Annotated in this window: 25 protein-coding genes and 2 pseudogenes; 11 read left to right on the top strand and 16 right to left on the bottom strand. The window is 42.8% G+C overall.

The window, feature by feature from the left end; genetic code table 11:
• Positions 1-596: 596 nt before the first annotated feature.
• Positions 597-791: a hypothetical protein gene (locus NSTC731_RS14640; RefSeq protein WP_094342069.1), complete on the top strand. Its 195-nt coding sequence runs from the start codon at positions 597-599 to the stop codon at positions 789-791.
• A gap of 83 nt (positions 792-874) precedes the next feature.
• Here the strand turns inward: NSTC731_RS14640 and NSTC731_RS14635 are convergent, their stop codons facing one another.
• From NSTC731_RS14635 to psaA, 8 genes are all read right to left on the bottom strand, one after another.
• Positions 875-1,765: a DNA-methyltransferase gene (locus NSTC731_RS14635; protein WP_445632098.1), complete on the bottom strand. Its 891-nt coding sequence runs from the start codon at positions 1,763-1,765 to the stop codon at positions 875-877.
• A 72-nt stretch (positions 1,766-1,837) separates the two neighbouring features.
• The gene (gene cynS / locus NSTC731_RS14630) at positions 1,838-2,278 is read right to left on the bottom strand and encodes a cyanase (RefSeq protein WP_445632097.1); all 441 of its coding nucleotides are present in this window, start codon (positions 2,276-2,278) and stop codon (positions 1,838-1,840) included.
• Positions 2,279-2,310: 32 nt separating this feature from the next.
• Positions 2,311-2,472, bottom strand: a complete 162-nt coding sequence (locus NSTC731_RS14625; protein WP_445631435.1) for a hypothetical protein — start codon at positions 2,470-2,472, stop codon at positions 2,311-2,313.
• Positions 2,473-2,618: 146 nt separating this feature from the next.
• Positions 2,619-2,966 (bottom strand): type II toxin-antitoxin system PemK/MazF family toxin, encoded by a 348-nt coding sequence (locus NSTC731_RS14620; protein WP_445631434.1) that lies wholly within the window; start codon positions 2,964-2,966, stop codon positions 2,619-2,621.
• Positions 2,966-3,172, bottom strand: a complete 207-nt coding sequence (locus NSTC731_RS14615) for a hypothetical protein (protein ID WP_322711119.1) — start codon at positions 3,170-3,172, stop codon at positions 2,966-2,968. The genes NSTC731_RS14620 and NSTC731_RS14615 overlap by 1 nt, the downstream gene beginning before the upstream one ends.
• On the bottom strand, positions 3,162-3,557 hold the full coding sequence (locus tag NSTC731_RS14610; protein WP_445631433.1) for a hypothetical protein: 396 nt from the start codon (positions 3,555-3,557) through the stop codon (positions 3,162-3,164). Before NSTC731_RS14610 ends, NSTC731_RS14615 begins: the two co-directional genes overlap by 11 nt.
• Before the next feature lie 68 nt (positions 3,558-3,625).
• Positions 3,626-5,857, bottom strand: coding sequence for a photosystem I core protein PsaB (gene psaB / locus NSTC731_RS14605; RefSeq protein ID WP_445631432.1), 2,232 nt, complete (start codon positions 5,855-5,857; stop codon positions 3,626-3,628).
• A 111-nt stretch (positions 5,858-5,968) separates the two neighbouring features.
• Positions 5,969-8,227, bottom strand: coding sequence for a photosystem I core protein PsaA (psaA, locus tag NSTC731_RS14600; protein WP_445631431.1), 2,259 nt, complete (start codon positions 8,225-8,227; stop codon positions 5,969-5,971).
• 537 nt (positions 8,228-8,764) lie between these two features.
• Between psaA and NSTC731_RS14595 the strand changes: the two genes are divergently transcribed.
• A complete protein-coding gene (locus NSTC731_RS14595) occupies positions 8,765-10,375 on the top strand; it encodes a hypothetical protein (protein ID WP_445632096.1) in 1,611 nt (536 codons plus the stop codon).
• Between the two features lie 625 nt (positions 10,376-11,000).
• Here the strand turns inward: NSTC731_RS14595 and glsA are convergent.
• On the bottom strand, positions 11,001-11,930 hold the full coding sequence (gene glsA / locus NSTC731_RS14590; RefSeq protein WP_445631430.1) for a glutaminase A: 930 nt from the start codon (positions 11,928-11,930) through the stop codon (positions 11,001-11,003).
• Positions 11,931-11,969: 39 nt separating this feature from the next.
• Between glsA and NSTC731_RS14585 the strand changes: the two genes are divergently transcribed.
• The 4 genes and pseudogenes from NSTC731_RS14585 to NSTC731_RS14570 all read left to right on the top strand — a co-directional run bounded on the left by NSTC731_RS14585 (position 11,970) and on the right by NSTC731_RS14570 (position 15,786).
• Positions 11,970-13,484 carry a thioredoxin-like domain-containing protein gene (locus NSTC731_RS14585; RefSeq protein ID WP_445631429.1) on the top strand — a complete coding sequence of 505 codons (1,515 nt, stop codon included), beginning with the start codon at positions 11,970-11,972 and terminating at the stop codon, positions 13,482-13,484.
• An 89-nt stretch (positions 13,485-13,573) separates the two neighbouring features.
• A pseudogene (locus tag NSTC731_RS14580) lies at positions 13,574-14,143 on the top strand (HAD family hydrolase); the annotation flags it as partial.
• A gap of 120 nt (positions 14,144-14,263) precedes the next feature.
• Positions 14,264-14,614, top strand: a complete 351-nt coding sequence (locus NSTC731_RS14575; RefSeq protein WP_445632095.1) for a DUF952 domain-containing protein — start codon at positions 14,264-14,266, stop codon at positions 14,612-14,614.
• 257 nt (positions 14,615-14,871) lie between these two features.
• Complete coding sequence (locus tag NSTC731_RS14570; protein ID WP_445632094.1) at positions 14,872-15,786, top strand: RluA family pseudouridine synthase; 915 nt, start codon at positions 14,872-14,874, stop codon at positions 15,784-15,786.
• Positions 15,787-16,037: 251 nt separating this feature from the next.
• Here NSTC731_RS14570 and NSTC731_RS14565 read toward each other — a convergent pair whose 3' ends face one another.
• The 3 genes from NSTC731_RS14565 to NSTC731_RS14555 form a co-directional block, all read right to left on the bottom strand.
• Complete coding sequence (locus NSTC731_RS14565) at positions 16,038-16,805, bottom strand: phycobilisome rod-core linker polypeptide (protein ID WP_445631428.1); 768 nt, start codon at positions 16,803-16,805, stop codon at positions 16,038-16,040.
• Between the two features lie 482 nt (positions 16,806-17,287).
• On the bottom strand, positions 17,288-17,830 hold the full coding sequence (locus NSTC731_RS14560) for a hypothetical protein (RefSeq protein WP_445631427.1): 543 nt from the start codon (positions 17,828-17,830) through the stop codon (positions 17,288-17,290).
• Positions 17,831-18,436 carry a phycobiliprotein lyase gene (locus tag NSTC731_RS14555; RefSeq protein WP_445631426.1) on the bottom strand — a complete coding sequence of 202 codons (606 nt, stop codon included), beginning with the start codon at positions 18,434-18,436 and terminating at the stop codon, positions 17,831-17,833. It abuts the gene before it with no gap.
• A gap of 302 nt (positions 18,437-18,738) precedes the next feature.
• On the opposite strand from NSTC731_RS14555, the gene NSTC731_RS14550 reads away from it, so the two are divergent.
• The 4 genes from NSTC731_RS14550 (at position 18,739) to NSTC731_RS14535 (ending at position 21,267) form a co-directional block, all read left to right on the top strand.
• Positions 18,739-18,909: an NblA/ycf18 family protein gene (locus NSTC731_RS14550; protein ID WP_242060871.1), complete on the top strand. Its 171-nt coding sequence runs from the start codon at positions 18,739-18,741 to the stop codon at positions 18,907-18,909.
• Positions 18,910-19,255: 346 nt separating this feature from the next.
• Positions 19,256-19,813 carry a bleomycin hydrolase gene (locus tag NSTC731_RS14545; RefSeq protein ID WP_322667613.1) on the top strand — a complete coding sequence of 186 codons (558 nt, stop codon included), beginning with the start codon at positions 19,256-19,258 and terminating at the stop codon, positions 19,811-19,813.
• Between the two features lie 78 nt (positions 19,814-19,891).
• Entirely contained in the window at positions 19,892-20,386 is a 495-nt protein-coding gene (locus tag NSTC731_RS14540; RefSeq protein ID WP_445631425.1) for a bleomycin hydrolase, read from the top strand.
• A 266-nt stretch (positions 20,387-20,652) separates the two neighbouring features.
• Positions 20,653-21,267, top strand: coding sequence for a HEAT repeat domain-containing protein (locus NSTC731_RS14535; RefSeq protein WP_445631424.1), 615 nt, complete (start codon positions 20,653-20,655; stop codon positions 21,265-21,267).
• A 233-nt stretch (positions 21,268-21,500) separates the two neighbouring features.
• Here the strand turns inward: NSTC731_RS14535 and NSTC731_RS14530 are convergent.
• The 3 genes and pseudogenes from NSTC731_RS14530 to NSTC731_RS14520 form a co-directional block, all read right to left on the bottom strand.
• Positions 21,501-21,861 (bottom strand): annotated as a pseudogene (locus NSTC731_RS14530) (helix-turn-helix domain-containing protein).
• Positions 21,862-21,865: 4 nt separating this feature from the next.
• Positions 21,866-22,774, bottom strand: a complete 909-nt coding sequence (locus tag NSTC731_RS14525) for a HEAT repeat domain-containing protein (RefSeq protein ID WP_445631423.1) — start codon at positions 22,772-22,774, stop codon at positions 21,866-21,868.
• A 32-nt stretch (positions 22,775-22,806) separates the two neighbouring features.
• Positions 22,807-23,046 (bottom strand): hypothetical protein, encoded by a 240-nt coding sequence (locus tag NSTC731_RS14520; protein WP_322704097.1) that lies wholly within the window; start codon positions 23,044-23,046, stop codon positions 22,807-22,809.
• Between the two features lie 287 nt (positions 23,047-23,333).
• Here NSTC731_RS14520 and NSTC731_RS14515 point away from each other — a divergent pair, with 287 nt between their 5' ends.
• Complete coding sequence (locus NSTC731_RS14515) at positions 23,334-24,605, top strand: HEAT repeat domain-containing protein (protein ID WP_445631422.1); 1,272 nt, start codon at positions 23,334-23,336, stop codon at positions 24,603-24,605.
• A gap of 153 nt (positions 24,606-24,758) precedes the next feature.
• Here the strand turns inward: NSTC731_RS14515 and glgA are convergent, their stop codons facing one another.
• Positions 24,759-26,198, bottom strand: coding sequence for a glycogen synthase GlgA (gene glgA, locus NSTC731_RS14510; protein ID WP_445631421.1), 1,440 nt, complete (start codon positions 26,196-26,198; stop codon positions 24,759-24,761).
• Between the last annotated feature and the right edge of the window lie 72 nt (positions 26,199-26,270).

The following is a 26,270-nucleotide window of genomic DNA, read 5'->3' as shown; positions in this document are numbered from 1 at the left end:
AAACTGGCGATTAGTGAGTTATTTTTGAGGATCTCAGAACAAAGGTTTTTGCTTTTGATGTTGCTAATATGTGAAATAAACATCAGATTTTAGGTTTCTAGATTTCAGTTAATAGTCGCGATCGCATGAGAGTTGGCTAGTTATTAAAGATGTGATTAGTTCAGATTACAGCTTCGATAACTAGCACAAGTGAAAGTGTGGTCACTAAAAGAAGCTTCTGACCATTGTGAGGTAATTTGCAGCAGAGTTACAAGTTATGCGCGTCGTCACAAAACGACAACAGTTGACTTCCCTGCTATATCAAAATTAGCTCGTATCTTCAATATGACAATTGAGAACTTAGTGGAAATTTTGGAAAAAATAGCCAAAATTCTAACTTTTGAGAATATTGATATCATACGATAACGTGTCCTCAATGAGCAAGTATCAGGTTTGCCATACTGAAAATTTGATAACTCACTATACGTAATTTCAAATTTATGTCTACTCCTTGAAGTATGAGTTGAAACACACTTAAATTAAGTTTTAGCTCTAGAGAATAACCTCATTGAAAGTGCTAAGATTTAGGCTGAATCATTAGTGTTTCCTTTTCTTCTGTGGCTAGAGCTAGTACAGCGATTGGTGTCAGTCCCATTATTAAAGAGATTGTGCAAAAACAGGCACATTCCACACGTTTGACCCTGAAAGAAGTTATTCTGATGGGGATGTTAGCTATTGATAAACTAGATGATCGAGGTCGTCAAGAGCTAGCCGATCGAGTTCATCAAATGCAAGTGAATGGAGAAATTTGAGTAAGTAGTTAGAAGTTAAGAGTTAAGAGTTATGAGTTATAAATTTTAATAACTTCTCACTCTTGACTCTTTACTTAATTTGGTTATTGGCTAAATCGATAACGACTTCCCATTACATAATTTTCATTAATTTCAAAAGATATCCATCGGCGTTGCAGAGTTTCAGCAACAAAGCCAGTTGTATTAGAACCTGCAAATGGATCTAATACCATATCACCTTCATCAGTTAAAAATTTGATGAAGAACTCGACGAACCCTTGAGGAAAGCGTGCTGGATGGGGTCTAATTTCTGCTGTTTTGCAGCGTCGTAAATAAGCACTATTCGATTCAGTATTAGCAATTTCTAGCAAATTCGGCAAAATTGCACCTTGATTATCTTTTTGAAATTTATCAGAAATATCATGTCCACTAGGACGTATTTTTGCTTTATAGCCATTGAGGAGTAACTGTTTCATACTCTGGCTATAGGGTTTTAATACTTTTCTGTTATCTGCTTTAGGATTGGGTGTTTTAGACAACCACCAAACTGTATTTACAGAATCTTTCACACGAATCCGCCTGATTGTCACCCACTCAGCAGGGGTTGGCAGTCGAGCCGGATTATAGTGGTAAAATTCTTGAGCAAGAAAGAAACCTACTTCTTTGCATAATTTGACTAAAAGTTCGTATTGGTAAATACTCCGCACGGGATTACCAGGTAAGTAAGCGCCGCCTAAATCTAGTACGAATGAGCCATTATCTGCCAGTACTCTTTTAAATTCGGATGCAAAAGGTAGAAACCACTCGATATATTTTTCGGCAGTTTCGTTACCGTATTCTTTTTTTCGGGTGAGTGCAAATGGCGGTGAGGTGAGAATTAAATCAACACTATTATCATCAATAAACTTAATCAGTTTCAGACTATCACCTAAATATGCGGCTCTGTTCTGCTGAGTATAAGAGGGATTAATAATTATTTCTTTAGGTGGCGTTATTGGTTGTTCTTGCAAGATTTATCAAGTAATATCAGTTTTATAGTTATAACTTGTTTTGATGTTATTGAAATACTACCATTTTTTGTATGGTAGAAATTTCCCAGACATAATGATTTTAACGCGATCGCCTTTGGGGTCTTCTTCTTTCTCTACATCTAAAGTAAAGTCAATGGCGCTCATAATTCCATCGCCAAATTTATCGTGAATCACGGCTTTAAGCGGGAATCCGTACACCTGCATAATTTCGTAGAAACGATAAATCAGTGGGTCAGTTGGGACAACTGGGCCTAATCCTTTGACAGGATATTCAGTCAACTCATTAATATAAATTGGGCCTAGCCCTAATGCTTCGATTAGTAACTTAGCTTCTTCTGGGGAAGCACTAGCTTGACGGTAGATGACAGCAGCAATCCAGACTTCATCCCGTCCGAGAATTTTTTCTAAATCGGCAAAGCTTAATCCTTTCTCTTGTTTTGCTGCTAATAGCTTTTCAGTAATTTCGGGAACAGACACCTGATAACTCCCCTGATTTTCCATATATACTATCACTGCGATCGCCTGATTCGCGTTTGTATTTCGTCTGCCACTACAAGACAACCTTTGAGGGGTTCCTCAGCACAAACTTGCCGCCAAACAATTCGATTGTCACAACAGATAATAATTGAGATTACTGCTGAATATTTTTCTACTGAAATTCGTTTTTTCATAATACAAGCAACTTCACCATAACCAGGATTTCCAGTGAGTCCTTGTAGATTATTATGCTCATAGCTGGCGATCGCTAAGTTAATTTTAGGCGATGACTACGGCGGTAAACTACACAGTTTTCACTAGCTTCATAACATACTTGAAATTATGTAATTTTCAGAGCTTGAAGAATCACTGAATTCAACTGCTGAACTTGACTTGTTCCCAATTTACCTATTCTTCTGGTGATTAGTCTACGCTCTATGGTAGTTATTCGAGTCACCCTAACTTTAGAAGCAACCCGTAATCCAGTACTAGTAAAATCTGGATCTGAAGGTTCTAAGATAAACTCTTCTGGACTCAAACTACTTATGTTTTGAGATGAAATAAAACATAAAGTGACATCATCGCCTATAGTGTCTATCCATAAAACTAAACCAGGGCGTAGCTTTGTTCCACTCAAGTCTGTAAATGGAAATGGAACTAAGACGATATCACCTTTTTGGAGAGACATTAGATAGGTTCTCCGTCGTCAAGTGAGTATATATCTGGTTCATTTTCAAGAAAGTTAAAGGCTCCTCCATTCTGGGCAAGTAGCACTAGCTCATCAGTTGAAGGCTCTGATTCATCGAAAAATAGCTTTTCTTTCAAAAGCGATCGCTCTTCATCAGAGAGAGATAGAATTACTTGCAACAGTGATTCAACAAGTTTAGTGTTCATTTCGTATTTCGGTTTGTTTTACATACATTTTTTCTATTAATTCGTTTTCGTTTTTTCCTTCCGGTATCTGTATGAAACACAACGGGATACCGAGTTCTTGTTCATCTTCTTGATCAAGTGATTCAAATTGTGTATATTCATCCTCCATTAAGAAGTAACGTGCTTCTTCTTCATTAGAAAATGTGTATTTAGAACCATCACAATCTAATATCTCAGCGGAGAAATCATCGTAAGTTCTTAACCTGGCCCAATTTAAGTTAGGAAAACTACACCACATCAGCCACCAACTTTCTTTGAGAATAGATTTTTGTTGAAATTGCACTTTATTTCCACTTATTTTTATAGTATTTTTAACTTCTATTACTGTAATTTTAAACTTAATCAATTTAACAAAAAAACCCCCACCTTACGGCAGGGGATTTTTATTACTTATCTACAAAACTAGCAGCCGAATTAACCGAACTTACCAGCGGTAGAAGCAATCAAGAATGCAGCGTAAGTTACAACATAACCAACTGCAAAGTGAGCTAGACCAACTACACGACCTTGAACGATAGACAGAGCCACGGGCTTGTCTTTCCAGCGAACTAGGTTAGCTAGAGGAGTGCGTTCGTGTGCCCAAACAAGGGTTTCAATCAACTCTTGCCAGTAGCCTCTCCAGGAGATTAAGAACATGAAGCCAGTTGCCCAAACTAGGTGTCCAAACAAGAACATCCAAGCCCAGACAGACAGGTTATTCACGCCATAAGGGTTGTAACCGTTAATCAACTGAGCAGAGTTAGCCCAGAGGTAATCGCGGAACCAGCCCATGAGATATGTAGAGTTCTCATTGAACTGAGCTACGTTGCCTTGCCAAATACCTAAATGCTTCCAATGCCAGTAGAACGTAACCCAACCAAGGGTGTTGAGCATCCAGAACGCAGCGAGGTAGAAGGAATCCCAACCTGAGATGTCGCAAGTACCGCCACGACCGGGACCGTCGCAAGGGAAGGCATAGCCGAAGTCCTTTTTATCGGGCATCAGCTTAGAACCACGGGCATCCAAAGCACCTTTGACCAAGATCAAGGTGGTGGTGTGCAGACCTAAAGCGATCGCATGGTGTACCAAGAAGTCACCAGGACCAATTGTCAAAAACAGGGAGTTAGTACCAGCATTGATAGCATCTAACCAACCTGGCAACCAAACGTTAGCATAGTTGGGCCATGCTGTGTAAGCAATACTATCTGGGTTAGATAGCAAAGCATCTAAACCGTACAGTACCTTACCGTTAGCAGCTTGGACGAACTGAGCAAACACTGGCTCAATCAAGATTTGCTTTTCAGGAGTACCGAAGGCAACCACTACATCATTGTGGACGTACAAGCTGAGGGTGTGGAAGCCTAAGAAAAGGGATACCCAGCTAAGGTGGGAGATAATCGCTTCTTTATGCTTCAATACGCGCTCAAGGACGTTGCCCTTGTTTTGTTCTGGGTCGTAATCACGTACCCAAAATATAGCTCCGTGAGCAAAAGCACCAAGTATCAGGAAACCAGCAATGTATTGGTGGTGCGTGTACAACGCTGCCTGAGTTGTGTAGTCCTTTGCAATAAATGCATAAGGAGGCATGGCGTACATGTGCTGTGCCACCAGAGAGGTGATGGTTCCCAGAGCAGCTAGGTGAATACCTAACTGGAAGTGCAGTGAATTGTTATAGGTGTCATACAACCCTTGGTGAGGCAGGTTGAACTGACCTTCACTATTGGTACCTGGTACTAAACCGGATTTGGAGTTCAGCATTTCTTTGATGCTATGACCAATTCCAAAGTTAGTCCGGTACTGATGACCAGCAACAATGAAGATAACTGCGATCGCCAAATGGTGGTGAGCTATGTCAGTCAGCCACAAAGCTTCTGTCTGGGGATGGAAACCACCCAAGAAAGTCAGAATTGCAGTTCCTGCACCTTGGGATGTGCTGAATATATGCCCAGGAGTGTCAGGGTTTTGAGCGTAAACACCCCAGTTGCCTGTAAAGAATGGTGTCAAACCTGCTGGGTGGGGTGGGGTATTCAGGAAGTTATCCCAACCTACGTGCTGACCGCGAGCTTCGGGGATAGCAACGTGAATTAAGTGACCAGCCCAAGCCAGGGAACTAACACCAAACAGACCTGCTAGGTGGTGGTTTAGGCGATGTTCTGCGCTTTTAAACCATGCCAAGCTAGGACGGTACTTGGGTTGCAAGTGCAGCCAACCAGCAAACAAGAGTACAGCTGCTAACAGTAATAGGAATACTGAACCGTTGTATAGTTCGCTGTTCGTCCGCATCCCGATGGTATACCACCAGTGGTAGATACCAGAATAGGTAATGTTTACGGGATTACTAGCGCCAGCTTGGGTAAAAGCTTCGATCGCTGGTTTACCAAAGTGGGGGTCCCAAATCGCATGGGCGATGGGACGGATGTGAAGGGGATCTTTAATCCACTGTTCAAAGTTACCTTGCCAGGCTACGTGGAACAGGAGGCTGGATGCCCACAGGAAGATGATTGCCAAGTGACCGAAGTGAGTTGCGAAAATCTTTTGGTAAAGATTTTCCTCTGTGATGCCATCATGGGTTTCAAAGTCGTTGCCTGTAGCGATCGCATACCATATCCGACGAGTCGTCGGGTCCTGTGCGAGATCCTGGCTAAATTTCGGAAATTTTGTCGCCATAGGTTTAATAAATCCTCTGACCTTTAGCCATCAAATACCAGTTGAATTTTGGATTTTAGATTTTGGATTCAATCCAAAATCTAAAATTTCAAATCCAAAATTTCCTGATTGCTACCCTACTGAAAGGATGTGTGCATGGAAGAATGCCCAAGTAGTAGCAATTCCACCTAATAGGTAGTGAGCTACCCCTACCGCCCGACCTTGAATAATGCTCAAAGCGCGAGGCTGAATTGATGGTGCTACTTTCAGTTTATTATGCGCCCAAACAATGGACTCAATTAATTCTTGCCAGTAGCCACGACCACTGAACAGGAACATCAAGCTGAATGCCCAAACAAAGTGAGCGCCTAAGAACATAAGTCCATAAGCAGATAGCGCACTGCCGTAGGAGTTGATGACTTGTGTCGCTTGTGCCCACAAGAAATCACGCAACCAACCATTGATCGTGATGGCGCTTTGAGCAAAGTTACCACCAGTGATGTGAGTCACAACACCATCTGCATCTACGGTTCCCCAAACATCTGATTGCATCTTCCAGCTGAAGTGGAAAATTACAATAGACAGGGAGTTGTACATCCAGAAAAGTCCGAGGAATACGTGATCCCAACCAGACACTTGACAAGTACCGCCACGACCAGGCCCGTCGCAGGGGAAGCGGAAGCCCAGGTTTGCTTTGTCTGGAATCAGACGAGAGCTACGGGCAAACAGCACACCTTTGAGCAGAATTAGGACGGTGACGTGAATGGTGAAAGCGTGAATGTGGTGAATTAGGAAGTCCGCTGTCCCTAAAGCAATGGGTGCAGCTGCCACTTTCCCGCCAACAGCCAATACACCGCCGCCAAAGACATAGCTAACTGGTTCTAGGGCATTGGGTGCAGTTGTACCAGGAGCCAAAGCGTGGATATTTTGTATCCACTGGGCAAATACTGGCTGCAATTGAATTGCCGTATCAGAGAACATGTCTTGGGGACGACCCAATGCACGCATCGTGTCGTTGTGGATGTACAGTCCAAAGCTGTGGAAGCCGAGGAATATAGACACCCAGTTTAGATGAGAAATGATCGCATCCCGGTGACGAATTACCCGATCGAGCAAGTTGTTTTGATTCACAACTGGATCGTAATCGCGCACCATGAAGATGGCAGCGTGAGCTGCTCCACCAACGATTAAGAAGCCACCGATCCAAATATGGTGAGTGAATATGCACAACTGTGTAGCGTAATCAGTTGCCAAATATGGATAGGGGGGCATCGCGTACATGTGATGCGCGATGATGATGGTCAACGAACCCAGGAAGGCGAGGTTAGTTGCCAACTGAGCGTGCCAAGATGAGGTCAGGTTTTCGTAGAGACCTTTGTGACCTTCACCGGTGAAAGGACCTTTATGGTTTTCTAGGATCTCTTTAATGCTGTGACCAATACCCCAGTTGGTTCGGTACTGATGACCAGCAATGATAAAGAGAACTGCGATCGCTAAGTGGTGATGAGAAATATCAGTCAACCACAAGCCGCCTGTTACCGGGTTCAGACCGCCCTTGAAGGTGAGGAAGTCAGCATACTGACCCCAGTTCAAGGTGAAGAAAGGTGCTAAACCAGCTGCAAAGCCAGGGTACAGTTCGGTCAACAAGTCTTTGTTCAAGATGAACTCGTGGGGCAAGGGTATGTCTTTTATAGCAACGCCTGCATCCAAAAGCTTGTTGGTCGGTGCGGACACGTGGATTAAGTGACCTGCCCATCCCAAGGAACCACAACCTAGCAGTACTTGCAGGTGGTGATTTAGCATCGATTCCACATTCTGGAACCATTCCAGTTTAGGAGCGCGTTTGTGGTAGTGGAACCAGCCGGCAAATAGGAACAAGCCTGCTAATACCAATCCACCGATCGCTGTGCAGTAAAGCTGGAATGAGTTGGTAATCCCCCAACCACGCCATACTTGGAACAAACCGGAGGTGATTTGAATACCGTGGAAACCACCGCCAACATCACCGTTTAAAATGTCTTGTCCGACAATGGGCCAAACGACTTGAGCGCTAGGCTTAACGTTTAACGGGTCACTTAGCCAAGCTTCGTAGTTAGAAAACTTCGCGCCGTGGAAAATCATCCCACTCAACCAGATTGTCACTACAGCCAGGTGGCCGAAGTGGGCTGAGAATATCTTGCGGGAGATGTCTTCTAAATCGCTTGTATGTGTATCAAAATCATGGGCGAGTGCGTGCAGGTTCCAAATCCATGTGGTGGTTTTGGGACCTCTGGCTAAGGATCTGTCAAAGTGTCCAGGTTGCGCCCATCTCTCGAATGAGGTTGGAACTGGGTCATTATCGACGATTACTCTTGCCTTTTTTTCCTCTCGCTCCGGAGGACTTATTGTCATTCGACCTCCTCTCTTGATAAGGAATGAGGAATCATGAATACCACAAAATTAACCATTACCGCAAATTCCAGAATTGTACTGAAGCCGCGATGAAGACCTATGTGGATTGTTGTTTCTCGTTGAATTATAAAGTCTTCACTTGTACATTGTTGGAGATATTTTAACAATAATTCAAACTTGCTCAAATATTGCTGAAATTCATGCCTTAACTGGCTTTTAACTTCAAACTTTTTGTCCAAAAGTCAATAGTTTAACTATTTAATTTACAAAGAATAACAATTCGTAAAATTTATGGTTTGGCTGTATGTAGCGGATGTCCCAACTTTTACTGCGATTACTCATGAACATTTATGTCATATTTCAATTTTTGCAAGTAAAACACTGTAAAGAATATGACTTAATTTTAAAATTTTATGAGACATAAAGGAAAACTTATAGGATGTAAGGCAGATTTCACCTTTTGGGCTATAGTTCCAGATGGACAGTTTGAGCCAAAATAATCTGTCAATTGTCAAAGACTATCACTGGGTGCAGCGCATGAACTCGTGGCAGAAAAGGGTGTTAGAGAAGTTCCTCCCTCAGAGGTTCCCGATTCTCAGGTGGGTAATGATATTAGTGCTGGTATTAAGCTTGACCAGTTGCGGCGAGAAAGCCGACAGCCAGGAAGTATCTACTGCCTATAAAGAAAACTCTCCAAAGATTTCTCAAATTTCAAAGCAATTTTCGGAAGTTTCCCCTCCATCTGTTATTCAAGAACTGCGTCCAATTTTGGAAGTTTATCAGCCACAAGTGACAATTGTTACTCCAAAATTTGATGAAGTTCTTCAAGACAACAAAGTTACAGTTAGTTTTCAGGTTAAGGATCTACCAATATTTAAAGACCCACAATTACAACTGGGGCCACATTTACACGTAATTCTGGATAATCAACCTTATATACCTGTTTACGACCTGAATCAGCCTTTAGTTTTGCCAGACTTGTCTCCAGGTAGTCATACCCTGCGCGTCTTTGCCTCTCGTCCTTGGCATGAAAGCTTTAAGAATGAAGGCGCTTATGCCCAAACAACATTTCACGTCTTCACCAAAACCGACGACAACACCCCAGATCCTAAATTACCCCTGCTAACTTACAGCCGTCCTCAAAGTAGCTACGGGGCAGAACCAATCTTACTGGACTTTTACCTAACTAACGCTCCTCTGCACCTTGTTGGTAAGGAAAACCCCAACGACGAGTTCAGTGATTGGCGCATTCGCTCCACTATTAATGGTGAAAGCTTTATTTTCGATCGCTGGCAGGCAGTTTATCTTAAAGGCTTCCGTCCAGGGAAAAACTGGGTAAAACTAGAATTTATCGATAATCAGGGAAATGCTGTCAAAAATGCTTTTAATACTACAGTTAGATTGATTGACTACCAGCCAAAGGGTAAAGACACTTTGTCGAGAATTGTCAGAGGAGAACTCACAGCAGATGAGGTGCGCCCTATTGTAGACCCGAATTATAAACTTGCACCTAAACCCACACCCACACCTTCTGTGGAAAAAACACCCCCAACACAGCCCAAGGTAGAAAAACAGCCGATTCCGGAAACTGAAATTCCAGAAAAATCCAAAACACAGCCAGAACAACCAAAATTAGAAGTTCCCACGGCTACACCAACTCCCAGCTTGTCTCCAATACCACCAGAAATTATTGAGTCCCCAGCACCAGAACCACAGCCAGAGGTAATACCAACTCCCGAATCAACACCGTTACCTGAAAAAGTAACGCCTCAGCCAACAAAACCTAGATTTGGTGGATTTTTTAACCGTGGGGCTGGTAAAGTTCCTACCCCAGAAGCACCAGTTGCACCATCTCCTAGTTTGCCACCGACACTGCCAGAGATTATTGAGTCTCCAACACCAGAAATTATTACGCCAACACCACAAGCACAGCCAGAGGTAACGCCAACTCCCGAATCAACACCGTTACCCGAAAAAGTTGCGCCTCAACCAACAAAATCTAGATTTGGCGGATTTTTTAACCGTCGAACGACCAAGACACCTACTCCCCAAGTAACAGTTGCCCCATCTCCTAGTTTGCCACCAACGCTGCCAGAGATTATTGAGTCTCCTGCACCAGAAATTATTACGCCAACACTAGAACCATAAGCAGAGGTAACGCCAACACCTCCTTCTGTTGAATTACCCGAAAAACCTGAATTTTCATGGTATCTGGAAAACCTTTCTTCTATTTCTCTCTCCAAAAACAGAGAGACTTTGAATTTTCCCCCTTCCCTGCGAGGGAAGGGGGTTAGGGGGTTAGGTCAATCGTTAGCTTTTCCACATAACGTAGAAAAGTTAGGTGTAACTTAGGGTGGGCTAATCTTTGCAGGTCGATGCATTAACATAACAAGTCGATGTATTGGCATAACAAGTCGATGTATTGGCATAACAAGTCGATGTATTGGCATAACAAGTCGATGTATTGGCATAACAAGTCGATGTATTGGCATAACAAGTCGATGTATTGGCATAACAAGTCGATGCATTTACATAACAAGTCGATGTATTGGCATAACAAGTCGATGCATTTACATTACAGCTCAAGACGTGGGACAGCTTTAGAAAACTTTTGTGTACACCGTAGCCTTTTAGGAGAGGCAGAGGTCTGTCGAACTCACGTTCAATTAGTCATCAGATGGTTGTCGCAAAACATGGAGGACGACTAATTTGTAAATCTGAGGTGGGTAGTGGTAGAGAATTTATCATTTCTCTGCCTATTCAAAAACAGGATTTAGCCAAAAATACTCAACTGCAACTCTTGTGCTAAAGCCTCAACAAAAACAAGACCCGCGACCGGATTTCCTACACCATCCAAAGCTGGACTGTAACAAGCGATCGCCCCCTCTCCTGGTACTATTGCTACAAGCCCACCACCAATTCCTGATTTCATCGGTAGACCAATTCTGACTGCAAACTTGGCAGAAGCTTCATAAAGTCCACAAGTTAACATCACAGCGTTGACAATGCGACGGTTTTGTGGTGAAAAATAGCTATTTTCACAAGCTAGCAGTTTTCCTAATACGGCTAAATCTTCAACTCGCCCAGATATACAGCATATTTGCTCGTAGGTGTCAAGTGCTATTTCAATATTTTTTAGATGACCTGTTTCGGCAAGATAGTTTGCGATCGCTTCATTGGCTTTTGAGCGGGTTAATCGCACTGAAGCTAGCATCACCTCATCTAAGCTTAGTTGACAACCTGCTAATTGGTTGAGCCATTGACAAAATAAAAAAGTGCGTTCGTTCGCGTCCTTTCCTGGTAACTTATCAGACAAAGTAATTGCCCCACTATTAATCATCGGGTTGCGGGGATGGCCGCGATCGCTAATCAATTGTTCTAAAGAATTGAAGGGTGCATCCGATGGTTCCACCCCAACCCAGCCGAAAACAGTTTCTGCTCTGAGATGTTCTAGCAGATAAAGTAGAGAAAATGTCTTAATTACACTCATTAGCGGGAACACACAAGCTGTATCCCCAAAGCTGATGGTGTGTCCAGATTTACAGCAGATATGAACTGCAAACCAATCAGGATTAGCTTTAGCCAATTGCGGAATGCGATCGGCAACTTGTCCTCGTTCAACTTGGGTTTTCGCTAGCTGCACCCAGCCTGATAACTCCGTTGTAGTTAATTTTTCAAGTCCTTTCACAACAAATACAGCCACGTTAAATTATTATTTACGAATTACGAATTACGAATTAGTATGATTCCCCGTGTCAGAGCGCCAGAATTACCACAAAATTACTCTTGGCTCAATACCGATAAACCATTGTCTCTTAAACAACTTAAGGGTAGAGTCGTAATTTTAGACTTTTGGACATACTGCTGTATCAATTGTCTGCATATTCTGCCAAACCTGAAATATTTAGAACAAAAATATAAAGATAGTCTTACTATTATCGGCGTTCACTCTGCCAAATTTGATAACGAAAAAGAAACAGAAAATATTCGCCAAGCCATCCTGCGCTACGACATTGAACATCCTATTGTAGTTGACAGCGGTTTTCGGATTTGGGAAGAGTATGCTGTGCGTGCTTGGCCTACATTAATAGTTATCGATCCAGAAGGTTATGCGATCGCCCAGATTTCTGGTGAAGGAAATCGTGACACTTTAGATGAGTTGATTCAAAAGTTAATTCAGCAACACCAAGACAAAGGCACAATTAATTTCCAAGAAATCAACTTAACTTTAGAAAAACAGCGCCAACCATTAATCACACCTTTAGCTTTTCCTGGTAAAGTTCTAGCTACTCAAATGGGTTTATTCATCGCTGACTCTGGACATCACCGCCTAGTTATGAGTAGTTTCGACGGAGAAATTCTACATTTAATTGGTACTGGAAAATCTGGCTTAACCGATGGTTCATTTAGCGAAGCACAATTTTTTGCACCGCAAGGAATGGCTTATGATGCCGAAAATCAGATTCTTTATGTTGCTGATACAGAAAATCATGCACTGCGGCGAGTTGATTTAAAACGCCAAATCGTCGAAACTATTGCGGGGACTGGCGAACAAAGCCGTAATATCCATCCTCATGGCGGTGCTGGTTTAGAAACCGCACTAAATTCTCCTTGGGATTTAGTGAAAGTAGGAAATACCCTATTTATTGTAATGGCTGGGCCGCATCAAATTTGGCAAATGGATTTAGAAACTGGTATCATCAAAACTTATGCTGGTACTGGTGCAGAAGCGTGTATTGATGGTTCACTTACTGAATCTGCCTTTGCTCAACCTAGCGGTATTACTAATAATGAGCAAGAATTATATATTGCTGACAGTGAAGTTAGTTCAATTCGTAGTGTAGGAATTGTCGAACCGTATCAAGTAAGAACTGTTTGCGGTAGTGGCGGTTTATTTGGTTTTGGCGATGTAGATGGACAAGGTGAAGATGTCCGTTTACAACACTGTTTAGGAGTGGAATACGCGCAGAATTTTTTGTGGGTGGCAGATACTTATAATCATAAAATTAAATTAGTTAGCCCTAATGGGAATTGTCAAACAGTTTTGGGAGATGGTTCTGCTGGTTTACAAAATGATCAAGGTAAGAACACTCGGTTTTTTGAACCTTCGGGATTGAGTGTTTTGAATTCATATCTATATATTGCTGATACCAATAATCATGCTATCCGCCGCGTAGATTTGAATACTTTTGAAGTAATAACGCTTAAATTTCCTGGTTTATGCGCGCCGGATATTTGTATTCCGCCTAATTTATAGAATTATCTTCCTTAAAGGCAGAAATCAAAACTTTGTATTTCGTCGTCTGGGTATGAAATTTTAAAGAATAATATTTAGCGATCGCTCGTATGCAATTAGTCGTTTTTGATATTGATGGTACACTAACAAATACCAACAAAATTGATGAAAATTGTTTTGTACAAGCCTTTGCATTGGAATTTGGCATTTTTGGTATAAATACAAATTGGTCTGAATACGCATACACTACAGATTCTGGAATTACCCAACAAATTTTCAAAGAAAAATTAGAACGTCTTCCTTCAGATGAAGAGATAGTTAGACTGAAAACACGTTTTGTTAGCCTACTCCAGGAAGGATTTATTAATAAACAAGATTTATTCAGCGAAATTCCTGGTGCTGCAAATGTATTAGTTAAATTACAGCTAGACCCTGATTGGTGTATTGCGCTCGCAACTGGTGGTTGGCGTGAATCTGCTGAATTAAAACTTCAAAAAGCTAATTTACAAATAGAAGGCATTCCATTGGCTTCAGCTAATGATGCACTTTCACGAGAAGATATTATTAAAACAGCTATTATCAAAGCAAAGAATGTTTATCAAGTTGAAAAATTTCAGAAAATTGTTTTTGTCGGTGATGGTGTTTGGGATGTCAAAGCAGCCTATCGGTTGAATATTGCTTTTATTGGAATAGGTGATACTACATTAACAAATGTAGGTGCTACCAAAGTAATTAAAGACTTTACAAATTTAGAAGATGTATTGAAAATATTACAATATGCAGTAATTCCTAGATTTTCTATGAACACTATTCTCCACATTACTAAACGCCAACAATGGGAACAAGCAAAAAATCTCGGTACATATCGCGCTGATTCTTTAGACAGTGAAGGTTTTATCCACTGTTCAAAATCAACGCAAATACTCAAAGTTGCAAAAAGATTTTTTGATAATCAAAAAAAATTGGTACTACTTTTTATTGATTCTGAAAAAGTCCGACCTGAAATTCGCTATGAACCTGCTGAAATAGGGGAATTATTTCCTCACATTTATGGTGAGTTAAATATTGATGCTGTGTATCAAGTGATTGACTTTGAAACTGGAGAAGATGGTTTATTTGAGTTGCCGCAAGAAGTTATAGATTTAGAATAACGAACCGCCTTCTCTATGAGAGACTTGTCTGCAACACGCTGCGCCAACGCCAAGGATGCTGAAGAGGAAAGACGAGAAGCCATTTAAAGCATTCCGCGCTTTACTTAAAGAAGGGGAATTAATAATCTAGAGCAATTGTGACCGAATTTAATTTACAAATCCAAGAAAATAGCGATGGCTTTGCCAACGCCAAGGGCGATCGCTTCTCAACTCCACTTGAGGATGCTACACCTAGCTTGCTTTCCCTAAAGAGTACGATACACTGCACCAACACCAAAGGCGATCGCCTTGACCGTTACCTTTCCCAAGAATTACCAGATTTATCCCGTTCGCGCATCCAACAGTTAATCGAACAGGGCAATGTCCAACTTAACGATCGAGTTTGCACATCCAAGAAGATCAATGTCAAGCTAGGCGATCGCATCACTCTCGAAATACCAGAAGTTCAATCTTTAGAACTGCAAGCCGAAGATATCCCCTTAGATATCCTTTACGAAGACGATCAGTTACTTATTCTTAATAAACCCGCAGGCTTGGTTGTCCATCCTGCGCCCGGTCATCCAGATGGTACTTTAGTAAATGCCCTATTGGCTCACTGTCCTAATTTACCAGGAATTGGCGGAGTCCAACGTCCGGGAATTGTCCATCGATTGGATAAGGATACTACGGGTGCGATCGCGATCGCTAAAACAGATATTGCCCATCATCATTTACAAGCACAACTGAAAGCAAAAACTGCACGACGAGAATACTTGGGCATAGTTTACGGTGTGCCAAAAACTGAAAGTGGCACTATCGACTTGCCCATTGGTCGTCATCCCCAAGATCGCAAAAAAATGGCTGTTATGCCTGTCGAACAAGGCGGACGAGTCGCCGTCACTCACTGGAAAATATTAGAACGCCTTGGTAACTTCACCTTAATTCACTTTCAATTAGAAACTGGACGCACCCATCAAATTCGCGTCCACAGTAGCAAAATCGGTCATCCCATTGTCGGCGATCCAGTTTATAGTTCTGGCCATTCAGTGGGTGTAAATTTACCTGGTCAAGCACTACACGCTTGGCGACTCAAATTGCAGCATCCCCTATCTGAGGAGTTGATTGAGGTGACAGCGACTCCTCCCGCCCACTTCACAAAACTTTTAGAGATGCTAAAAAGACGAACAAAGTAGAACCATTTCACAGACATTAAGCATCCAGAAAAAAAACCATGCGCAATACTTCGACTTACCTCGGCTCCGCTCGGTACGAGTCGCTCAGTACAAGTGCCCAATGCCCATTAACAACTAGCGTGCATTAGACATGGGATAGAGTCTGTTTCACTTAGTTATATCTAAATAAAACTCCTACATAACCCAAGACTTATGCACGCTATAAAGCGATCGAATGGATGTACTAGCCAGCCACCGACCAAAAATCGTTGTTATTTAATTCCTGAGAGTTGCCGATAAGGTACAGACTTTTCGATATCGATGTTGTATGGCGAAACCCGTTGTGGAGGATTGCCAGTTGCATTGATACTTTGTGCCAAACCCAAGAATAAAGCTGGATCGCCAGCTTTCGGCTTTTGCTCTTGTGGGAGGAATCTGCGTACTTCGACCTGCCAAATGATTTGGGGGAAACCCAGTTTGGCACGGTGATAATCTTCGTATCGCGGAGATTTGATGTTGAATGGCAACTCACCCTCAGATTGGGATGGGAGTATCCGACGGCGCTGATAAGGCACTGTGGAGTATCCAAAATTGCTCAGGTACTCTTCAGTGTTAAGCACTTCATCAATAAAGCCTACAATCCCCTTGGTAGCGACTACAATTGACCAGGCGATTTTTTCCCGCTCGCTGTATGGATCGCGTCCTAGAACTCGCTGAATTACTTGCTCAACAAAGCGATAATTATTGTTGAGGTCGTAGAAGCTTTTCTTAAAGGTATTGGAAAGCACCAACCCACGAATAAAGTCCCGTACTGTAATTTGTCCATTACGGAGTTGAGACTCTAAATATGTTTCGCGATCGGCAGCAAAGGCATAAAAGAAAATTTGACGATATGCTGCTTCGATCAGATCGCCTAAATCTGACGGAGAAAGTATATTGTCGGTAGTGAAAATCCTGGGTTGTTCATCACCCGGCACTTCGTATCCAGCTACACGCTGATTTTGACTTGAAGGTTCATACTCTAACAGAGGAAGTGGCACTCTAAAGCCTCCATGTTCTTAATTAAAGTTAACAACTTTTAATCACATATTAAGGGAGTAGTTGTATCAAAACTTCAGATTCTGATTAAATTTCACGAAACTTAACTAAGGGAAATTTAAGTATTCGTAGGATAAATGATTAGTCTGCTGGATTCAACCCATAGCTAATCAATAAATAGGTAATCAGACTTCCAGCTTAATGACTACGTAAATGACTAAAAAATCTTATTCACATATTTTAGATTATGAGATTCAGTTTCACCTTTTTGAACTGAAGCAATAATTTTTAACATTTAGCAAAAGAAATTAATAAAATATGGGGCATTGGGCGTTAGGAGTGCTGAGTGCTGAGTGCTGAGTGCTGAGTGCTGAGTTAAGAGTTTTGTTTATCTCCTTGTCCCCTAACTCCCTCACTCCCTCACTCCCTACTCCTCGATCACTGAGCGTAGTCGAAGTGCTGCTCTCCTGCTCCCCTCGGCGACTCAGCGACCTATCCAAAATTCCAGGGGATCTATGGTTGATTTACAGTAAGGCCAGCTACGCAAAGTTGCTTCCATTCCTGCCTCCCAGTAGGGTGGTTCCAATCCCAGCCCTAAGCATAGATGAGATAGGATAGCAGTAAATTGCTCATTGTGACCAAACTCTCCTAGATGGGCATGGGCGTATTCATGGACGACTACACCAAACCAGTCTTTAGGTGCAACTCGACCAACATCTATCAAAATAGTGATTGGGTTTGTGAGAATGTTGCATAGCCCATCTATGCCAAAAGATTGAGCTATGGGGACTGCAAAAATTTGGATGTGGCGACGCTCTTGGGGATGAAAACACTGATGACAAACTTCTAGATAGGTGTTGATCTGAGCGTTCACAGCGTTAATATTTTCACCGATCCAAGTATAAATGGGAATGCGATCGCGCAGGTTATCAAACACATTCACCATACCCGGTTCTAGGGCAAGTCCCTGTACCCGATGGAGATAATCTTGCCCACGAGTAAAAGCATCGCTCTGCTTGAGAATCATTCACCAGCCCAAAACTGAATAAAACTGTGTTTTTTCCAAAATATCCGCTTCTTGTCTTTGTGTTACTTCTTCTGAGCTAGAAGCCTCAACAGAATCAATGCGGCTTTCGCTACAAAACGATGCGGTGCTAAAGCCGCCAAACCTTTTGACTGTACTGGTTCTTAGTCGCATATTTGGGCTGGCGAACCAGAATCGCTCAATGGAACTCATTGTTTCATATTCGGTTGTCAACACTAGTCCATCTTCATCATCCATGTGAAAAAGACCAACTACAGGCACTATTTCGGCATAACCTCTTTCACGGAGTAATTTGCCTTGCCTTGGGTTATCGCTATCAGGCACGATCGCAAATATGGTTTTCCCCTGATGATTCTCCTCATCCTCTCGATCCCAAGCCATTGTTCCTAGCCAACGCACGCGCGAACCACCGACTGAAAGGCTGGGGTCAATCTCATGATAGCGGCACAATTCTATGATTTCGGGATGATTGGCATCGAGAGTTTCTACCTGTATATCCGATTCTCCTATCTCTGAGCGCTTGAACGCCAGATGATGAGTTACACGTTGCGATCGCCACTTACCAGCACTTAGCTGAAAAAATTCCATTGCGTCTATCAATCTTCTGACTCCTACTTATTGCTCCTGCGGATGATGTTTTGCGAGTTGTTTCTTTTTAGAGTAGTTGGTATATAAACATTCTAATCATTACAGCGATTAGCGGCCAGCTTCAATAAACACCCTAAAAAGGAATCTGTAGAGGTGTTGTTATGCAATTGTAAACTTTTATGAGTGTGATTTCTTATAGCTTGACAATGTAGACATTTTAATATCCACATGCTAGACTAATAGAAAGCGATCGTCTTCTACTAACAACAAATACCCTTTGATGCAGTCAATCACAGGAGTGAATGATGGACTTTCCAGTTGAATTAACTTTAGAACAACAGTTTCGCTTACAAAATTTGAAAGATCAGGTAAAAAATCTGAGTCAACAAGAAGCTCAAGAATTTTTACTAGAAGTTTTACGGCAGATGATGGTGAAAGATAATTTGGTCAAACATCTCCTAAAACAAGCTTGATCGACTAAAAAACAAAATTTTTTCCTTAAGACTTACGCAATGGGAGAGTTCCATCAAAATGCGTAAGTCTTAATTTTTTGGGCATTGGGTCTAGAGAATTAGCAGGAAGCAAAGCGCAAGGGAGAAGAGTTTTACTCTTTGCTAAGAGCACCCCGCCTACAAAGCTTCTTCACCAATGCCCAATTCCCCATACTCAAGAGAAATATTACAGATTGTTACTTTGTCTCTCATAGTAAAGACTAGGGCACTATCGATCCCCTATGTTTTTGTTTGGCTACTCGCAGTTAACCTGATCGAGAACACGCCAAAAATAATATCCGCCATTTGTGAATATTAAGGAGAACTCATGGTTCTTGATGCTTTTTCCAGAGCTGTAATTGCGGCTGATGCCAAAACCGCTCCTATCGGTGGTGCTGACTTGGCAGCCCTGAAGTCTTTCATCGCTGAAGGCAACAAGCGCCTTGATGCAGTGAATGCGATCGCCAGCAACGCTAGCTGTGCGGTTTCTGATGCCATTGCTGGAATTGCTTGTGAAAACACAGGCTTGATTCAATCTGGTGGTAACTTGTACCCCACTCGTCGGATGGCTGCTTGCTTGCGTGATGCTGAAATCGTTCTGCGTTATGTAACTTATGCGCTGTTGGCCGGTGATTCTTCCGTATTAGACGATCGCGCTTTGAACGGTTTGAAAGAAACCTACACAGCTTTGGGCGTACCCACTGGCTCTTCTGTACGGGCTTTCCAAATCCTGAAGGCTATCAGTGTCGCTCACATCACCAACACCAATACTGAAGCTAACGCTGGTAAAAAATTCCGCAAACAAGAAGTTGTTCAAGGCGACTGCTCTGCTCTAGCTGCTGAAGCTGCTAGCTACTTCGATCGCGTTATTTCTGCTTTGAGCTAATTGCTCATGGCTAAAGGCTATTAGCCAAGCAAACTGAAATTAAAACTCGATCAAATCTAATCTGGAGTATAAAAAGCAATGAAATCAGTTATCACTACAGTTATTGGATCTGCTGATGCAGCAGGTCGTTTTCCAACCACCTCCGATCTAGAATCCGTTCAAGGTAGTATTCAGCGTGCTAATGCTCGTCTAGAAGCTGCTGAAAAGCTAGCTTCTGGGATCGATGCCGTAGCTAAAGAAGGTTATGATGCTGCGTTCAAGAAATATCCTTTCCTGAGCCAAGAAGGTGAAGCTGGCGACACTCAAGTTAAGAAAGACAAGTGCCTGCGCGACATCAAGCACTACCTACGCTTGATCAACTACAGCTTAGTTGTGGGCGGTACTGGCCCTCTGGATGAGTGGGGTATTGCAGGTGCTCGCGAAGTTTATCGCTCTTTGAATCTGCCCACCGCTCCCTACGTTACCGCATTGACTTATACTCGCGATCGCGCTTGCTCTCCTCGCGACTTGTCTCCTCAAGCGTTGGTTGAGTTCCGCAATCTCCTCGACTACGTAATCAACTCTCTTTCATAGTCATAAGGATTGACTAGACGTAGACGAGCGATCGTCATCCTCTAAAACTTAGGGACTCTCAGTCTGTTGCTTTGCCTGTATCAGGTTGGGTGATTGACCAAGAGTCCCTCTGTTGTTAATAATTCGTAATTCGTAATACTTCGGCTACGCCCTTCTCCTGTCGGAGACGCTACGCGAACGACTACGCTCAGGACCAGCTCAGTACAAGTTGGTAATTCGTAATTAATGATTTAACTTGGGGGATTTAAACAGGGAAATTTTCTTTTATGACAATAGATTCTTTATTTGCACAGTTAAAACACCCCAACCCCAATTTGCGGGAACGAGCTATGTGGGAACTGGCTGATGTCCGTGATGAAAATACCATTCCTCGGCTAATGGGTATTTTAGATGAAGAAGATGTCACTTATCGTCGAGCTGCGGTAAAAGCACTGGGTGCTATTGGTACAGATGCTGTACCGCTACTGGTAGAGTCATTAGTAAATAGTGATAATGCAACCATTCGAGGTAGTTGTGCTAAAGCTTTAGCACAGGTTGCTGCTAATCATCCCGATGTTCCCTTCCCGAATGAGGGCTTACAGGGATTGCAAACAGCGCTCAATGACCCAAATCCAGTTGTTTATATTGCATCCGTAATGGCACTGGGTGAAATTGGATCTCCCGCCTTTGAGATTTTGACTGAAGCTTTGAAAACAATAGATAATGTTGCGGTGGCTGTGGCGATCGTCAATGCACTCGGTTCGATGGGTGATATCCGTGGGGTGGAAGTGCTGACGGCATTGACAAATGATGAATCTGTCGATCCGTATGTTCGAGAGTCAGCAGTTAGCGCTTTACCCCGATTAGATCAAGTGATTAAATTTGGCAATTCGCCTTCTTAACGGCGAGGATTCTTCTTTCAACCAACATTGCCTCTAAAAGCAGTGCCTTTAAACGGTCTTACATGTTGTCCAGAAGCAGAAGCGAGATGCCCTCCCGCCAAAAGTCGTAAACCTTCATCTCTGATATTTGTAGCCTAGAAGGGAGAGATTTTAGACCCAAATTTTCGAGAAGAGAGAGTAGCGATCGCTCTTAAATACAACTACTTTTATCAGTCATAATAGAGCCGATACATTTAGATAAACAGACTGGGTATCACCTTGAAGTAGTCTCCGAGTGCCTTAGCTTGTGCCTTACTAATCGACCGCTTACTGTTCACAACCTCAGACACCACGCCATTCGAGCCGATAATGCCCACCAAGTCAGCCTGACGGGTGTTACTGACTTTTATAATGTGTTGGAGAATTTCATGCGGTGTAGATTCATCCATTGGATAGTTCTGCGCCTCATACGCTTCAATCAGCATTACTATCAGCTTATGCAGAGCTTGCTCTTCTGGAGTCCGGTTTTGAGAAAATGTTAGGCGTTCTGCTATTGCTAGGGCGCGATCCGTACTCTTCTTTCGTCTCAATCACCTTGGGAGTGTAAATGTCCATCGCCTTATTCCCAAGCTTCTTCCTCTAACTGCTTCTCAATTTGAGAAATCGCCAACTTCATCACCGCCTGAACCCCCGCTTCTTCTTCCTTAGTTAATGCGGCTTGCAGGCGTTCTAAAGCAGCACCATCGCCAATTTTCATCAATGCCAGAGCCGCTGCTTTTCGGGTTTCCCAATCGGGATGATATAGTAATTCAACAAGGCTAGGAATTGCCGAACGATAAGTCAGGCTACCCAAAGCTGCCGCGGCTTCACACCTGACAATTTCAGATGGGTCGTTGAGGGCGTTAATTAGAATATTAAATGCTCCTTCTTGAGTGCCTTCTTGAGCAATTTTAGCGATCGCACCCACCACCGCAGCCCGAACTTCAGCAGAGTCGGAGTTAATCTCTCGATATAAATGCTCCTTCGCCTCTGCCCCAATAAATCCTAACGCCCATACAGCATGACCTTTGGCACTTTCTGGATACTCAGTTGACGCTAAGATTTTCAGCAATGCTGGTACAGCTGCTTTACCTATTTTGGCAAGCCCCCCCACCGACGAGGTTTTGACCACCATATCTTCATCATTTAACAGGGCATTGACCAAAGTCGGAACTGCGATCGGGTCAGCAATCAGTGTCAAGGTTTTAGCACTGGCTCTGCGCACAACTGGGTTGGGATGATTTGCCACAGCTTCCATCAATAAAGGGGTCGCTGGTTTGCCGATTTTACCCAAAGCCTCTGCAAAACTCAACCTCACCATGCCTCGTGAGTCTCCCATACTCTCAACCATCCGCTTTAGTAGCTCTTGGTCATCCGAGTTGAAGGTGTTTAAGCTTAATTGCTCACTCACCGCTTTAAATAAAGCGTCAGTTTCTGCATGGGACAGATTTAACGAATCTGCCTCGGATTGAGTTTCGGAGTTGAGCATATAATTTCTAGCTAAACTATTAAAACAAATGACTAGTTGCTGCCACTCAGGGCAGCCTGCTGATTACGGAGTTCTTGGAGGGCAGAATCAATCTTGGCAAGCTCAGGCTCCAGGTTTGCCATAACGCTTACTTTCTTCAACTTAGCCCGTTTTGCCGTTTCCGTAGTTTCTTGAACTAGACGTTCCCGATATTGCTCAAGTTCTGCAATCACTTCTGCTACATCTTGAGCGGTTACGTTATCTGTTGTTGTGAGTTCTGAAGTTTCATCCATAAGTTTTGTTTCCTAAATATGTGTTTATATGAATGATCTGCGAGCGGTGTTCCCAAAAATGTTTGTATTTGGTTATTCGCTAAAGAGAGACAACTAACTAATAGCTGACAAATGTATATGTTTCGATCTTCTCAGATCGCGTTACCACTGGTAAAGCTTTTTGATGTAAATCTTCAAAAGTCTAACTCAACTACATTATTTTCTAATGCCCAATAACTAGTACCCAGTCCCTAGTACGATAGTAAAAGTGACTTCAAAGCAATTATCCAAGAGCAATTTACAGATCAATGGATAAACGTTTTTTTAAAATGTTTGGGCTAACAGAAGAAGAAGCGATCGCAATTATTGATACCCCATTAGAACAACTCGAAGACGCTTCTGATAAGTATATTGCTGTTTCCCATTTGATTAACTTTCCGACTGAGCAATCGATCGCGGCTTTGGTGCGGGCGATTGAAAACAGTAACCCTGATGAGTTAGACCACCGCATTGTCCGACGCAAAGCTGTGGAAAGTCTGGGGCGATTGCAGGCACAATCAGCTTTACCTGTAATTCGCCAATGTCTTAAAGATGATGATATTTATACTGTTGAAAATACCGTGTGGACGATCGGAGAAATCGGGACTAAAGATCCAGAAATTCTCGAAGAGGTGGCGCAACTTCTGGATAAACCAGGTCAAATCTATCGAGTCATTATTCACACTTTAGCTAACGCTGATTATCACCCGTCCCTTGAACGTGTACGAAAATTTACTTTATCTGAGGATGAACCTACTCGTAGTGCGGCGATCGCTACAGTTTGTCGATTCACGGGTGACTACTCCCAAATTACTGAGGTGATGGCGCTACTGCAAAGTTCTAGCGTCAATGCACGACGCGGTTGCATTCAAGATTTGATTGATTCCCGCTACTACAAAGCCATCCCAGAAATCGCTCGTTGTCCAGTATCTCTGGTATTCCGGTTACGAGCATTGCGGATGCTTTTGGATGCAGGCGTTCCCAGTGGTGAAATTACCTTTACAGAAATTCAACCTTACTTAGAGCAAGTACTCTACGATCGTCCCAACGACCTCGACCTAGTACATGAGTATGACGCCACCCCTGTTCTGGATTTTGTGATTAACGAACTCTACGAAACCGATTTTGGACGCTGCTATTTAGCGACAAAAACCTTACTAGATATCTATCCACAAGAAGCGCCAGCAGCATTGTTAACAACTTATAGCGACAAAGCCTATAACGACTATGGCGCTCATTATCATGTAATGAAGCTTTTCGGCTGGCTAAAATATGCACTCGCCTACGATTTATTAATAGAAAACCTGCACAACCGCGAACCCCAGTTTCAGAAATCTCGTGCGGCGTGTGCGATCGCTCTTGGTGAATTGGGTGATTCGCGAGCAATTCCTGAAATCAAAATGTGCCTAAATACGCCGATTTGGGATTTGAAATACGCTTGTTTATTGGCGCTAGACCGCTTAGGAGACTCGTCCGGTCGGGAAATTTGCGCTGGCGATCGTGATTGGTTAATTAGGGCGAAAGCGACGAGTAAGCAATAGTTAGGAGTAGAGACGCGATTAATCGCGTCTGTACAAGAGTTAGGAGTAGAGACGCGATTAATCGCGTCTGTACAAGAGTTAGGAGTTAGTTCCCGGATAACACGGCAGGGGTTGCCGGCAGCTAACGCACATTTGTACGCTTCTACTGGCGGTTTAGGACTTACTACTGGTGACTGCTTCGTTTAACACTAACTCTGGTTTTGGCGTCTCTTCTTCTTCTGGCAAACCGTAAATCGATCTGTACAACTTCACGTACTGCTTGGCAGATTGATACCAGCTAAAATCTTGACTCATGCCACGTTTTTGTAGTTCTTGCCATTGCGGTTTGAAACGGAAACCTTCCCAAGCGCGGATCATAGAGGTGAAAAGGTCTAACGGTTCATAGCGATCGAAGCAATAACCAGTACCAGCAGCATTTTCAGGGTCGTGATGGCTTACGGTGTCAACTAATCCACCTGTGCGGCGGACAATCGGCACAGAACCGTAACGCAAAGCCATCATTTGACTAATACCGCATGGTTCAAAACGGCTAGGCATCAAGAAAGCATCAGTACCAGCGTAGATCCGGCGAGACAGGGCATCGTTATACAGTAAGTAAGTTGCCATGCGTCCGGGAAAGCGGGATGCTAATTGCCACATCTGAGTTTCATAGTAGCGATCGCCTGTCCCCAACAGCACAAACTGGGCATCTGTATAAGATAGAAAGCGATCGAGGATTTGCAATATTAAATCAATGCCTTTTTGTTCTACTAATCGGGTAACAATCCCAATAAAAAAGGCTTTGGAATTAACTTCTAATCCTACTTCTTGTTGCAAAGCAATTTTATTGGCTTTGCGTTTTTCTAAAGTATCAGCAGTAAAGGTTTGCTCAATGTATTTGTCATTTTCTGGATTATAAACTTCGGTATCAATACCGTTGATAATTCCAGATAATTTACCGCTAATAAAAGACAGCAAACCTTCTAATGTTTCACCGTAAGTAGGTGTCTTGATTTGCTCGGCGTATGTAGGCGAAACTGTATTTACCTTATTGGCAAATTGTACTGCCGCCGCCATTGTGTTGTGTCCTTGCATATACCAGGGACACCAAGTAATTTTCTCTAAATACCAACGCCACGGCCCTTGATAAGCCAAATTATGGATGGTAAACACTGTGGTGATATCAGGATCTTGGTGCATCCATACGGGAATCATTCCTGTATGCCAATCGTGACAATGGATAATATCTGGCTTCCAGTAATTCCAGGCGAACTCTGCTGCACCATTAGCAAACAATGTAAACCGCCAATCTTCATCATCTCCAGAATAGATGCGGCGCGGCATGAAGGCCGGATGTCCAAATAAGTACAAGGGAACATCAGTACCAGGCAGAATACTTTCATACACTGCAAAATGCTGGAACATCGCATCTCCCCACCAGATGGGTTCATAGGGAATTTCCATTTTGTCTGGCAGGAAGCCGTAGTAAGGCAAGAATATCCGCACATCATGCCCCATTTCTCTCAGGACTTTGGGTAATGCCCCGACAACATCACCCATTCCTCCTACTTTCGCAACTGGTGCTGCCTCTGCTGCAACAAATAGAATCCGCATGGTAATTTTTGCTTCCCTGAGTCGATATTGTCAAATTAACTTTCTGAAATCCCGCTCAACGCGAATTGTCGC

This window comes from Nostoc sp. DSM 114167, from assembly GCF_052692655.1.
This window is presented reverse-complemented; position numbering and strand designations above follow the sequence as displayed.

Coding starts and splice junctions, on each gene's coding strand:
- NSTC731_RS14625 (WP_445631435.1), bottom strand. CDS start 2,472: ATGAAAAAACGAATTTCAGTAGAAAAATATTCAGCAGTAATCTCAATT.
- NSTC731_RS14620 (WP_445631434.1), bottom strand. CDS start 2,966: ATGTCTCTCCAAAAAGGTGATATCGTCTTAGTTCCATTTCCATTTACA.
- NSTC731_RS14615 (WP_322711119.1), bottom strand. CDS start 3,172: ATGAACACTAAACTTGTTGAATCACTGTTGCAAGTAATTCTATCTCTC.
- psaB (WP_445631432.1), bottom strand. CDS start 5,857: ATGGCGACAAAATTTCCGAAATTTAGCCAGGATCTCGCACAGGACCCG.
- psaA (WP_445631431.1), bottom strand. CDS start 8,227: ATGACAATAAGTCCTCCGGAGCGAGAGGAAAAAAAGGCAAGAGTAATC.
- NSTC731_RS14595 (WP_445632096.1), top strand. CDS start 8,765: ATGAACTCGTGGCAGAAAAGGGTGTTAGAGAAGTTCCTCCCTCAGAGG.
- NSTC731_RS14585 (WP_445631429.1), top strand. CDS start 11,970: ATGATTCCCCGTGTCAGAGCGCCAGAATTACCACAAAATTACTCTTGG.
- NSTC731_RS14575 (WP_445632095.1), top strand. CDS start 14,264: ATGAACACTATTCTCCACATTACTAAACGCCAACAATGGGAACAAGCA.
- NSTC731_RS14560 (WP_445631427.1), bottom strand. CDS start 17,830: ATGATTCTCAAGCAGAGCGATGCTTTTACTCGTGGGCAAGATTATCTC.
- NSTC731_RS14555 (WP_445631426.1), bottom strand. CDS start 18,436: ATGGAATTTTTTCAGCTAAGTGCTGGTAAGTGGCGATCGCAACGTGTA.
- NSTC731_RS14550 (WP_242060871.1), top strand. CDS start 18,739: ATGATGGACTTTCCAGTTGAATTAACTTTAGAACAACAGTTTCGCTTA.
- NSTC731_RS14545 (WP_322667613.1), top strand. CDS start 19,256: ATGGTTCTTGATGCTTTTTCCAGAGCTGTAATTGCGGCTGATGCCAAA.
- NSTC731_RS14540 (WP_445631425.1), top strand. CDS start 19,892: ATGAAATCAGTTATCACTACAGTTATTGGATCTGCTGATGCAGCAGGT.
- NSTC731_RS14535 (WP_445631424.1), top strand. CDS start 20,653: ATGACAATAGATTCTTTATTTGCACAGTTAAAACACCCCAACCCCAAT.
- NSTC731_RS14525 (WP_445631423.1), bottom strand. CDS start 22,774: ATGCTCAACTCCGAAACTCAATCCGAGGCAGATTCGTTAAATCTGTCC.
- NSTC731_RS14520 (WP_322704097.1), bottom strand. CDS start 23,046: ATGGATGAAACTTCAGAACTCACAACAACAGATAACGTAACCGCTCAA.
- NSTC731_RS14515 (WP_445631422.1), top strand. CDS start 23,334: ATGGATAAACGTTTTTTTAAAATGTTTGGGCTAACAGAAGAAGAAGCG.
- glgA (WP_445631421.1), bottom strand. CDS start 26,198: ATGCGGATTCTATTTGTTGCAGCAGAGGCAGCACCAGTTGCGAAAGTA.